Source organism: Streptomyces sp. NPDC046909, assembly GCF_040644695.1.
In the GTDB taxonomy this organism is placed as follows: domain Bacteria; phylum Actinomycetota; class Actinomycetes; order Streptomycetales; family Streptomycetaceae; genus Streptomyces.
Map to the genome: position 1 here is coordinate 69,295 of NZ_JBEYXC010000002.1, position 11,864 is coordinate 81,158.

The window sequence follows — 11,864 nt, forward strand, 5'->3', positions numbered from 1 at the left end:
ACTCACAACTGATCGTGAACACACAGAGTGTGACGCCGTGCCACACAGGACCGTCAAGGGTGCGGGGGGAGACAGCCGCCCCAGGCGTCACGACGGCCGGTTGTCGCTGCCCCGCCGTGCCGTCCGGGGCCCTGGGGGTTCCCGTCCGCGCGCGTGCGTGACGGACTAGGCTGGAACTCAAGTGACGCGCCTGTTCACTGTGAGTGTCCGCGATGGAGTGGCGACGATGAGCCCGGACTACCCGTTCGACGATGCCGCGACGGCACGGGCTGTCATCGACGACCACGGCACGGTCCGGGAGTGGAACCGCGGCGCCGAGCGTCTGCTGGGGCGTCCGGCCGCCGACGTCGTGGGGCGTCCGGCGGCGAACCTGCTGGTCGGCCAGGAGCCCGCCGCGGTCTTCGCGCCCGACGGACCCCGCTGGGACGGCGTCGTCACGCTCCGCCACCACGACGGCAGCGCGCTGTCCGTGTGGCTGCTGGCCCACCACCGGCGCTCCCAGGACGGCACGCCGGGCGACTGGCTCGTCGTCACCCCGCTGGAGGGCGGTGGGCCGCGGTCCCCGGAGGACCCGCTGGCCACGGCAGCCCTCGTGCAGTCGCCCTGCGCCGTCGCCGTCTACGACGAGCGGCTGCGGCTGAGCCGGATCAACGACGCCATGGGTGAGGTCATCGGACTGCCCGAGGAGCGCATCCGGGGCCTGCGCCTGTCGGAGATCGGCGGCCGGCCGCAGAGCGCGGAACTGGAGGGGCATCTGCTGCGGGTGCTCGCCTCGGGCCGCGCCGAGGACATCCAGACGTACACGCGCACCGGCGGCGAGGACCGGGCGCACGCGTGGCTGGCCCGGATGGCCCCGGTGACCGACGCCGAGGGGCGGGTGCGGGGTGTGTGCCTGGCGGCGCACGACTTCACCGAGAACTACCTGGCCCGCGAGCGGCTTCAGCTGGTGAACGAGGCGAGCGTCCGCATCGGCACCACCCTCGACGTCACCCGGACGGCCCAGGAGCTCGCGGAGGTCTGCGTCCCCGCCCTGGCCGACTTCGTCAGCGTCGACCTGCTGGACCCGCACGAGAACGGCGACCCGCCACCCGCGCTCACCGCACCGGTCGGACTGCGCCGCGCCGCGCACCAGTCGGTCAACCCCGGCAGCCCCGAGGCCGTCGTCAAGCCCGGCCAGCTGGAGCCGTACCCGGCCGGCTCGCCCCAGGCGGACTCCCTGGTCGCGGGGCGCACCATCGTCGCCACCGTGGCCTCCGGTGTGCTGGACGAATGGCTGTCCTGGGACCAGGCGCGCAGCGAGCGGGTCCAGGAGTACGGCATCCACTCGACGATGTCCGTGCCGATCCAGGCCCGCGGTCTGACCCTGGGCGTGGCCGTGCTGACGCGGTTCCGGCGGCCCGACCCCTTCACGCCGGACGACGTACTGCTGGCCGAGGAGGTGACGGCCCGCGCGGCCGTCTGCATCGACAACGCCCGCCGCTTCTCCCGTGAGCGGGAGACCGCGCTCGCCCTTCAGCGCAGCCTGCTGCCCCGCTCGCTGCCGCGGACCGCCGCCGTGGCGGCGGCCTCGCGCTATCTGCCGGCGGCGCGGGCCGGGGTGGGCGGCGACTGGTTCGATGTCATCCCGCTGTCCGGGATGCGGGTCGCGATGGTCGTCGGGGACGTCGTCGGGCACGGCATCCAGGCCTCCGCCACGATGGGCCGGCTGCGCACCGCGGTCCGCACCCTCGCCGACATCGACCTCGCCCCGGACGAGCTGCTCACCCACCTCGACGACCTCGTCGTACGGCTGTCCGCGGAGGCCGGTGGCGAGGGCAGCCCCGGTGAGGTGGGGGCCACGTGTCTGTACGCCGTGTACGACCCGGTGTCGCGGCGCTGCACCCTGGCCCGCGCCGGGCATCCCGCGCCGGTGCTGGTCCCGCCCGGCGGCGCGCCCGAGTCCGTCGAGCTGCCCTCCGGTCCGCCGCTGGGGGTGGGCGGGCTGCCCTTCGAGTCCGCCGAGCTGGAGCTGCGCGAGGGCACGGTCCTGTCGTTCTTCACGGACGGTCTGATCGAGTCGCGTGAGCGGGACGCGGACGCCGGTCGCGCACAGCTGTGCGACGCCCTGTCGTCGTACGCGGACTCGCTGGAGGAGACCTGCGACCGGGTCCTCAACACCCTGCTCCCGGCGGGCGGTTCCACCGACGACGTGGCGCTGCTGCTGGCCCGCACCCGGGGGCTGCCCGCCTCCCAGGTGTCGACCTGGCACATCCCCGCCGACCCGGCGCTGGTCGCCCCGATCCGCAAGCAGGTCGTCGATCAGCTCGGCACCTGGGATCTGCTGGAGGCCTCCTTCACGGCGGAGCTGGTGGTGAGCGAGCTGGTCACCAACGCCATCCGGTACGGCGCGCACCCCATCCGGCTGCGGCTCATCCACGACGAGACCACGCTGATCTGCGAGGTCTCCGACACCAGCCACACGGCCCCGCATCTGCGCCGCGCCAAGACCTGGGACGAGGGCGGCCGTGGACTGCTGCTGGTCGCCCAGCTCACCCAGCGGTGGGGCAGCCGGCACACCACCGAGGGCAAGACGATCTGGGCCGAGATCGGCCTGATCGAGGAGGACGACTGAGCACGCCCGCTCAGTCCCGGCCGGCCAGCCACGGCCGCACCTGCCGGCGCGCCTCGTGCAGCCGCGACTTGAACGTGCCCAGCGGCACCCCGACCCGCTCGGCGGCCTCGGCGTACTCCAGCTGGCAGATGTCGCGGTAGACCAACGGGCCCACCAGGTGCGGGTGTTCGCGCTCCAGCCGCTCCAGTGCCTCCAGCAGGTCGACACGGGAACCGGCGATGACGCTGGTGGTGCGCGGGTCGACGTGCTGCGCGGCGTCGATCGGGGCGGGCTGCTCGGCCGAACGGCGTCTGAGTTCGCGGTACTTCTGCCGGGCGCAGTTGGCGACGACCGTGTACAGCCAGGTGCTGAAGCGGCTGCGCCCCTCGAACGTGCCGATCTTCCGGGCGACTTGGAGCAGCACGTCCTGTGCGGCCTCCTCCGCGTCCTCACGGCAGGGCAGGAACCGCCCGCAGCGCCGGACCACTTCGGGCCGGATCGCCGCGAGCAGCTCGTCCAGCGCGGCCTTGTCCCCCGCCGCGGCACGCGGGGCGAGCTCCTCGGTCGAGGACGGCACGGACCGCTCCCCTCGCTGTGGATCGCAGGGCAGGCATGATAGTCGTATGCACTCCGTCGAGCGCATCGGCCGCTACCGGATAGAACGCCCCCTGGGCACGGGCGCGTTCGGGACCGTCTGGCTCGCGCACGACGACACACTGGACGCGCCGGTGGCCGTGAAGGTCCTCGCCGACAACTGGTCGCACCGGCTCGACGTCCGCGAACGGTTCCTGTCCGAGGCGCGGTTGCTGCGCCGGGCCGGTTCACGGCGGGTGGTGCAGGTCTACGACATCGGTGAACTGCCCGACGGCAGACCGTACTTCGTGATGGAGTATGCCGACGGCGGCACCCTCGCCGACCTGCTCGACGACGGCCCGCTCCCCGTCGCGGAGGCACTGCGGCTCACCGCTCTCGCGGCCCGCGGCGCGGACGCGCTGCACGAGGCGGGGATCGTGCACCGGGACATCAAGCCGTCCAACCTGCTGCTGCGCACCGGCCCGGACGGCACCCGGCAGGTGCTGCTCGCCGACCTCGGCCTGGCCAAGACACTCGCGGAGGCGTCGGGGCTGACGCTGGCCGCGGGTTCGGCGGGGTACCGGCCGCCGGAACAGGCCGAGCCGGGCGCGGGCATCGACGCGCGGGCCGATGTGTACAGCCTGGGCGCGGTCGGCTACCACCTGGTCACCGGCGCGGTGCCGGGGGCGCCGGGCAAGGTCGTACGGCCCGACCGGCTGCGTCCCGGCCTGGATCCCGGCGTCCGGCGGGCCCTGACGCGGGCGCTGCGGCCGGACCGGGAGCGGCGCTGGCCCGACGCCCGGGCTCTCGCCGAGGAGCTGGAGCGGCTGGCGTCGGGCCCGCGGCCCCGGCGGCGCCACCGGGTGCTGGTCCTGGTCTCGGGGCTGGCGGTGGCCGGCGTGACCCTCGCGCTGATGGACCGCGGGTCGGCGTCGGCCGAGCTGCGCGTGGCGGACGCGACGGGCCGGGTGACCGCCGAGGTGCCCGTCGGGTGGGGTCGGCAGCTGCGCGACTCGGGCTGGGATCCGGGGACGCTCGGGCTGCCCGCCGGGCACCGGCCGGGGTTCGTCGTCGCGGACGACCTGGCGAAGTGGCAGGACCTGGGCGCCGACGTCAACGGCGTGTTCGTCGGCCTGGTCGGGGAGGGCGATGTCACGGCCCTGGTGAACGCCCTCGCCCATCCCGGCTGTCACTACGACGGGGCTCGTGACCACACCCTGGACGAGTGGTTCGGCCGGGTGCGGACCTGGAGCGACTGCCCGGGCGGCGGTTCCGTCGTGGAGGCCGGGCTGACTCCCCCGGACGGCGGCGGGCAGCCGCAGGTGTACGTGCAGATCCGGCAGGACGGCGGGCCCGAGGACGTCCGGGGTGTCCTCGGCTCGGTGCGGGTGGGCGGCTGATCCCGCGAACTTTTCCGGCCGGGTCCGCATCGGACCTTCATGACGGGGCACACCGCGTCGTACGAGGAGTGTGGAGAGTCATGGCGAACACCTACCGATGGGCTCCGCTGGTGAGCGCGCTCGCGCTGCTGGGGCTGCTGACCGCCTGCGGCGACGGCGGGGACTCGGCGTCCGCCCCCGAGACCCTGCCCGGCACGGCGGCCCCCGCCACCAGCGACGGCACGACGGCCACCCCCTCCGACGAACCCACGCCCACGCCCACGAGCTCGACGCCCTCCCCCGCCGCCGGCACCGCCACCGGCGACGGCGGCACCCGCTGTCACACCTCCGAGCTGGAGGCCACGCTCGGCCGCAACGACCCGGGGGCCGGGCAGGAGAACTTCCCGCTGATCCTGACGAACACCTCGTCCCGTACCTGCACCGTGCACGGCTATCCGGGCGCCGCCTTCGTCGACGCGTCCGGCAAGCAGCTGGGCCCGGACCCGAAGCGCACGCCCGGCACGGCGACCACCGTGAAGCTGGCGCCGGGGCAGAACACCTGGTCCGGGATCACCTTCGCCAACCCGGAGATCAGCGGCGCCCGTACCGCCAACCCGGACGCGCTGCTGGTGACCCCGCCGGACGAGCGGGACCCGCTGAAGATCTCGTGGTCGGCCGGTGAGGTGCCGGTGTCCGGCAACGAGTCCACGGTGTTCATCACGGTGTTCGACCGGGGGCCCGGGGCCTGAGCCGGGGTTCGGCCAGGGGCCCGGGGGACCGAGCACACCCGTTCGGCTGGTTTCATTGAAAGGCACGGCCCCACCACGCTTCGAAGGACCACCCCCCTGAACACCCCGCTCGCCGAAACCCTGTCCATAGCGCTGCTCGTCGCCGTACTCGCCTGGGCCGTCGTCCGCCCCAAGGGGCTGCCCGAGGCGGTGCTCGCGGTCCCGGCGGCGGGGCTGGCCGTCGCAACCGGAGCGATCTCCCCGGAGCACGCGTGGGCGGAGATCGAGCGGCTCGGGCCGGTGGTCGGCTTCCTGGCCGCGGTGCTGGTGCTCGCCCACTTCTGTGACGTCGAGGGGCTCTTCCGGGCGTGCGGGGCGTGGATGGCCCGCCGCTCCGCGGGGCGCCCCGGGCGGCTGCTGACGGCGGTGTTCGTCCTGGCCTCGGCGATCACGGCCGTGCTCAGCCTGGACGCCACGGTGGTGCTGCTCACGCCGGTCGTGCTGGCCACCGCCGCCCGTAGCGGCGTCCGCGCCAAGCCGCACCTCTACGCCTGCGCCCATCTGTCGAACACGGCGTCCCTGCTGCTGCCGGTCTCCAATCTGACCAACCTGCTGGCGTTCGCGGCGAGCGGGCTGAGCTTCACCCGGTTCGCGGCGCTGATGGCGCTGCCGTGGCTGGTCGCGATCGGTGCCGAGTACCTGTTGTTCCGGCGCTTCTTCGCGGACGACCTCAAGGCGGTGGACGCCGGTCCCGACACCGGCGAGGCGCCCGAGCTGCCGGTGTTCGCGCTCGTCACCGTGGGCTGCACGCTCGCCGGGTTCGTCGTGGCGTCCGCGGTCGGCGTCGAACCCGCGTGGGTCGCGCTCGTGGGCGCGCTGGTCATGGCGGGTCGCGCGCTCGTACGCCGTCAGGCCACCCCGGTCGCGGTGGTGCAGTCGGCAGCGCCGGGATTCCTGGCGTTCGTGCTGGCGCTCGGCGTCGTCGTGCGCGCGGTCGTGGACAACGGCCTCGCCGACGCGCTGCGGCACGTCCTCCCCGAGGGCTCCGGACTGCTCGCCCTGCTCGGGATCGCGGCGCTGGCCGCCGTCCTGGCCAACCTGATCAACAATCTGCCCGCGGTCCTGGTCCTGCTGCCGCTCACCGCCGCAGGCGGTCCCGGGGCGGTGCTCGCGGTGCTGATCGGGGTGAACATCGGCCCCAACCTGACGTACGCCGGATCCCTCGCCACGCTGCTGTGGCGGCGGATCGTGCAGCGCCACGGGCAGCGGGTCGAGCTCGGGGAGTTCACCCGCCTCGGGCTGCTCGCCGTCCCGGCCGCGCTGGTGCCGGCCACGCTGGCGCTCTGGGCGTCGCTCCAGGTCATCGGGGTGTGAGGGCGGGTCGGCGCGGTCGGTCAGCGTCCACCGCCGTTGCCGCCGTACCCGTAGCCGCCGTACCCCCCGTATCCGTAGCCGTAGCCGCCGCCGTACCCGTACCCGCCGCCGTAGTCGCCGCCGTTCTGGCCGTCCCACGAGCAGTTCGAGTAGTAGTAGCAGGGCACGCCGCTGGGATACGCGCTCGTCGGTGTGGGCTGTGCGGTCGACGCCGAGGGCGACGGTGACGGCGTCGGTGCGGACTTCGTCGACGGCTGCGGCGCTGGTGGGGCGGCGGGCTTCTCGGGCGTGGGGTCGCTCTCCGCGTCCCAGTTGACCACCGCCATCTGGAGGTCGGTCCGCGAGGTGTCGAACGCCCAGCGCTGGACAGCGATGTCATCGCGCGTCTTGAGGACCAGGGCGCCGGTGCCGTCGGTGGCCGCGGGCGTCAGGGCCAGGTCCTGGTCGGCGAGCGGTACGAGGTTGCCCTGGAGGGTGAAGTCGTAGCGGACGTACTTCGCGTCCGTCGTCCCGCCGGTGCACGGGGCCAGCCGTACCGAGTAGCCGAGGTGCGAGTCCAGGCACAGATCCGGGTCCACGGCGCTGCGCAGCACTCCCTCGTCGTCGTACGTCCACTGCTGGTCGCTCTTCGAGGAGCACTTGGCGAGCTCGGTCTCCGCGCCCGCGACGGCCTTCCCTCCGACGACGCCGATGCAGAGACCGGAGTCGACGTTGTGCAGCCGGCCGTGCAGGGTGCCCTCGCCCTGTTCGCCGGCCCCGGCCCAGGACGGGTCGGACGAGGCGGATCTGCCGGTGTCGGTGCCGGGCGTCTCGGAGGCCTGGGTGCCGTCGGCATGGGTGTCGTCGCCGTCGCCGAGGGCGGACCACAGGACCAGCGGGAGGACGACCAGCGCGCTGACGGTGACGACGGCCGCGGCGAGGTTGCGGCGCCGGGCGGCGGCGCGGCGGGCGGCCTTGCGGGCGGTGCGCGAGGGGCAGGCGCGGCGGGCGGCGCGCGGGGCGGTGGGGGGCGTGCCCGGGGATTGGTTCGCCGATCCGCTCGGGGACATGTGAGGCGCCACGCCCGGGGGTATGTGAGGCGGCATGCCGGGAGGCGTGGGGGGCATCGCGCCGGGAGGCATGGGGGACGTCGCGCCCGCAGGCATGGGGGACTTCGTGCCCCCCGCATCCATGTGAGCCGTCGCGTTCGCGGGCACGTCGGGCGCCCCGCTCGGCGGCACGTCGAAGAAGGACTCGCCCGCGACGGCGGCGGGCCGGGACCGGGGCTGTGGCGGTATCCCCGCCAGCAGCTGCTCCCGGGCGAACCGCCGGGTGTCCGCGTAGGCCCGGCCGCCCCACCCGAGCACCGCTTCGGCGAGGGCGACGCCGAGGCTGTCGTTGAACTGGTGGAGCTGGTCGGCGGTGTGCCGGCAGTGCTGGCAGCGGTCCAGGTGGGCACGGAGGTCGGGGTCGATGTGGACACCGCCGCGGCGGTAGGTGACGTCGAGCATCCTCGCGTAGGTGCGGCACTCCTGTTCCGGGGCGAGTTCGCGGTGGACGTGGAGGCACTCCTCGCGCAACCGCTCGCGGGCGCGCCCGAGTTCGACGAGGGCGTCCTCCCCGTCCAGGCCCAACAGGGCGGCCGGGATCTCGATCGGCTCGGCCTCGACCTCGTTGTGCCAGAGGAGGCAGCGGGCCGACTGGGGCAGCCGCTGGAACGCGCCGGACAGCAGGCGCCGGTCGGAGGGCGGCAGCAGCCGGGCGGCGATCCGGTCGCCCTCGGCGGCCCCGGAGCGCAGCTCGGGGTGGAGCTGCTCACGTCTGCGGTCGGTGTCCCACTCGGCGGCGACTCGGCGCACGGTGACCAGGAGTTGGGGGCGCCAGGCGGCCGTCGGTCCGTTCTGTCGCAGAGTTTCCCCGAATAGCCGGGTGAAGGCCGCGGTGGTGAGCATTCCGGCGGAGCGCGGTCCGTCGGTGCACAGCCGGGCGTAGGCGAAGGCCGCTTCCCAGTGCCGGTCGAGGAGTTCGCCGACGGGGTGGAGCGCGGGAGTGGCTCCGGTCCACTTCTTCAGCTCGGCGCTGAGTTGTTCGTCCGTGGCGTCGGCATTCACGGCGGCATTCCTCCAAGGCACAAAACAAAAGTACATACCAAGGGGTATGCGGTTCAGGGGAGACTGTGCGCAACCTTTGCACAGGTCAGCGAGATGTAACAAGAGATCATTCGGTTTTGTGCATTGCGTGCGCAGCACACCCTATTGACGGCTCGTCAATATCCGGAGCCAATCCAAGACGCCTTATCGACACGGCTATTGGGAACGAGTTTCAGCACGCCCCGGCCGAAACCATTGAACAGCCACCCCACCACGCACAACACCGCTCCGCACCCCTCACGCGCCAACCATTGAGCCGCCCGCCCGGTACGCGCCGGGCGTCATACCGAATCGCTCCCGGAAGACGCGGTGGAAATGGAAGGGGCTCACGAACCCCGATGCCGCGGCGACCCGTTCCACGGGCAGGTCGGTGCCTTCGAGCAGCCTGGCGGCGTGCCGCAGCCGGGTCTCGCGCAGGGCCCGCATGGGCGACTGGCCGAGCTGCCGGGTGAACAGATGGGCCAGCCGGGACGGCGACAGCGCGACATGCGCGGCAAGGGAGTCCACGGTGTGCGGGGCCCCGGGGTCGGCGTCCAGCAGTTCCTGGACCCGGCGGACGCGCGGGTCGAGGCCGGGCCGGGGCAGCCGCTCCCGCGCTCCGGCCGCGGTCAGCAGCACGACCTCCTCCAGTGCGCACAGGGCGAGTTCACGGGCGGCGCTGTCGTGCGCCACGGCGATCCGCTCGTCCGGGTCGGCCGACGGTCGCTCCGCGCTCGGCCTGCGGGCGTCGGCGAGCATCCGCCGGAACGCCGCCCCGACCCGGTCATGGAGCGCGGCCGGGGTCGCGGGGACGACGTACATGCCGTCGCCGGTGCCGTACGGGCTCAGCCAGGGCAGCCACGAGGGGCGGGCCTGGCAGTGCACCCACCAGAACCGCCAGTGTTCCGCGCCCGGTTCGACGCCGTAGCCGTGCGGGACGCCGGGCGCGAGCACGACCAGGTCCCCCGCGGCGGCACTCGTGGTGGTCGCGCCCTGACGGAGGCGTCCGCGGCCGCCCGTGGTCCAGGTGAACAGCCAACTGTCCGAGCCCTGGGGCCGGTTGACGGCATAGCCCGGCGTTTCGTCGAAGCGTCCGAGCACCACGAGGCCCGGCGGCGGCGCGGGATCGCCGGGTGCAGCAGTCTCAGGCAGTCCGTCAGCGGTCACGGGCATCCTCCGGAGGTGTGCGGCTGCCTAGCGTGGCATGCGTAGGGCATTCGTACGAGGAGGCGACGCATGACAGTCACGGGCAGTACTCCGATCCTGAGCGAGGCCGGGCTGCGGCAGTTCCAGGAGGACGGCTTCACCGTCGTCCGCGGGTTGTTCGGGTACGACGAGATCGACCGGCTGTGTGCCGAGTTCGCGGCGCTGCACGCGGCGGGGCCGGTGCCGGGGCATTTCGAGCCGCGCGGGGGCGCCGATCCGCTGGGGGTGTATCCCCGGGTGATGCAGCCGCACGAGATCAACCCGGTGGCGCGGGACGTGCTGCTCGACGCGCGGCTGCGGGATGTGCTGGAGACGCTGTTCGGGGAGGAGGTGCTGGCCGCGCAGAGCATGTTCTACTTCAAGCCGCCGGGGGCGCGGGGGCAGGCGCTGCACCAGGACAACTTCTATCTGCGGGTCGAGCCGGGCACGTGTGTGGCGGCGTGGGTGGCGTGCGAGGCGATCGACCGGGAGAACGGCGGCCTGGAGGTCGTACCCGGGACGCATCGGATGGACCTGTTCTGCCCCGAGGAGGCGGACGAAGGGGTGTCGTTCGCGCGGGAGTACGTGCCGCCGCCGGCGGGGCTCGCGACGGTGCCGGTCGACATGGCGCCGGGGGACGTTCTGTTCTTCAACGGGAGTCTGGTGCACGGGTCGCAGCCGAACGCGAGCGCGGGGCGGTTCCGGCGGTCGTTCATCGGCCACTACGTGGGGAGTTCCACCGAGCGGATCGGGGAGTACTACCGGACGCTCACCATGCGCGGGGAACGCGTTCCGTTGGCGGAGAGCGAAGGCGCGGGTCCGTGCGGTACGGAGTTCGCACCGCACGGACCCCACTAGAAACGGACCCCCACTAGAAACGGACCGCACTGGAAACGGACCGCACTGGAAACGATCAATGCCCCACGATCGGGTGTGCCGTATAGGGCTGCTCCAGTTCCTCGATCTCCTTCTCGCTGAGCTCCAGTTCCACCGCCGCCACCGCGTCCTCGATGTGATGCGGCTTGGCGGCGCCCACGATCGGGGCCGCCACCGTGTCCTGGTGCAGCAGCCAGGCGAGGGCGACCTGAGCACGGGGTACGCCTCGGTCGTCGGCGATACGCGTGACGGCCTCGACGATGGTGCGGTCGCTCTCCAGGTAGAGGCGGCCGCCGAAGTTGTCGTTGGCGCTGCGCTCGGTGACGGTGCCCCAGTCGCGGGTGAGGCGGCCACGGGCCAGCGGGCTCCAGGGCAGCGCGCTCACGCCCTGGTCCGCGCACAGGGGCAGCATCTCGCGCTCCTCCTCGCGGTAGAGGAGGTTGTAGTGGTTCTGCATGGAGACGAACTTGGTCCAGCCGTGCCGCTCGGCCGTGTACTGCATCTTGGAGAACTGCCAGGCGTACATCGAACTGGCCCCGAGATAGCGGACCTTGCCCGCCTTCACCAGGTCGTGCAGCGCCTCCATCGTCTCCTCGACGGGGGTGTGCGGGTCGTAGCGGTGGATCTGGTAGAGGTCGACGTAGTCGGTGCCGAGCCGGCTCAGACTGTGGTCGATCTCCTGCATGATCGCCTTGCGGGAGAGCCCGGCGGCGTTCTGTCCGGTCCGCATCCGGCCGTTCACCTTGGTCGCGAGGACGATCTCGTCGCGGTGGGCGAACTCCCGCAGCGCTCTGCCGACGATCTCCTCGCTGGTGCCGTCGGAGTACACGTTCGCCGTGTCGAAGAAGTTGACGCCGGCCTCCAGCGCCTGCCGGATCAGCGGACGTGACGCCTCCTCGTCGAGGGTCCACTCGTGCACGCCGCGGTCGGGCAGGCCGTAGGTCATGCACCCCAGACAGATCCGCGACACGTCCAGGCCGGTCGAACCGAGCTTCACGTACTGCATCGTTGCTGCTCCTGCCTTTCCGGGTGGTCAGAAGGGGAGCGTACG

At 72.9% G+C, this 11,864-nt stretch carries 9 protein-coding genes; 5 read left to right on the plus strand and 4 right to left on the minus strand.

The features are described 5' to 3' along the window. Positions 1-226 precede the first annotated feature (226 nt). Positions 227-2,611 carry a SpoIIE family protein phosphatase gene (locus ABZ928_RS04415; RefSeq protein WP_361514987.1) on the plus strand — a complete coding sequence of 795 codons (2,385 nt, stop codon included), beginning with the start codon at positions 227-229 and terminating at the stop codon, positions 2,609-2,611. 10 nt (positions 2,612-2,621) lie between these two features. Here ABZ928_RS04415 and ABZ928_RS04420 read toward each other — a convergent pair whose 3' ends face one another. Further along, positions 2,622-3,167 (minus strand): RNA polymerase sigma factor, encoded by a 546-nt coding sequence (locus ABZ928_RS04420; protein ID WP_361514988.1) that lies wholly within the window; start codon positions 3,165-3,167, stop codon positions 2,622-2,624. Positions 3,168-3,213: 46 nt separating this feature from the next. Here ABZ928_RS04420 and ABZ928_RS04425 point away from each other — a divergent pair, with 46 nt between their 5' ends. From ABZ928_RS04425 to ABZ928_RS04435, 3 genes are all read left to right on the plus strand, one after another. Continuing rightward, complete coding sequence (locus tag ABZ928_RS04425; RefSeq protein ID WP_361514989.1) at positions 3,214-4,563, plus strand: serine/threonine-protein kinase; 1,350 nt, start codon at positions 3,214-3,216, stop codon at positions 4,561-4,563. Between the two features lie 80 nt (positions 4,564-4,643). Then, positions 4,644-5,291, plus strand: coding sequence for a DUF4232 domain-containing protein (locus ABZ928_RS04430; RefSeq protein ID WP_361514990.1), 648 nt, complete (start codon positions 4,644-4,646; stop codon positions 5,289-5,291). A 96-nt stretch (positions 5,292-5,387) separates the two neighbouring features. Beyond that, a complete protein-coding gene (locus tag ABZ928_RS04435; RefSeq protein WP_361516120.1) occupies positions 5,388-6,644 on the plus strand; it encodes an arsenic transporter in 1,257 nt (418 codons plus the stop codon). A 20-nt stretch (positions 6,645-6,664) separates the two neighbouring features. On the opposite strand, the gene ABZ928_RS04440 is transcribed toward ABZ928_RS04435, so the two are convergent. Both ABZ928_RS04440 and ABZ928_RS04445 read right to left on the minus strand, forming a co-directional pair. After that, positions 6,665-8,770 carry an RICIN domain-containing protein gene (locus tag ABZ928_RS04440; protein WP_361514991.1) on the minus strand — a complete coding sequence of 702 codons (2,106 nt, stop codon included), beginning with the start codon at positions 8,768-8,770 and terminating at the stop codon, positions 6,665-6,667. Between the two features lie 240 nt (positions 8,771-9,010). Then, complete coding sequence (locus tag ABZ928_RS04445) at positions 9,011-9,925, minus strand: helix-turn-helix domain-containing protein (RefSeq protein ID WP_361514992.1); 915 nt, start codon at positions 9,923-9,925, stop codon at positions 9,011-9,013. A gap of 63 nt (positions 9,926-9,988) precedes the next feature. Here ABZ928_RS04445 and ABZ928_RS04450 point away from each other — a divergent pair, with 63 nt between their 5' ends. Then, entirely contained in the window at positions 9,989-10,795 is an 807-nt protein-coding gene (locus ABZ928_RS04450) for a phytanoyl-CoA dioxygenase family protein (protein WP_361514993.1), read from the plus strand. Positions 10,796-10,850: 55 nt separating this feature from the next. Here ABZ928_RS04450 and ABZ928_RS04455 read toward each other — a convergent pair whose 3' ends face one another. Further along, entirely contained in the window at positions 10,851-11,819 is a 969-nt protein-coding gene (locus ABZ928_RS04455; protein ID WP_361514994.1) for an aldo/keto reductase, read from the minus strand. Positions 11,820-11,864 lie beyond the last annotated feature (45 nt).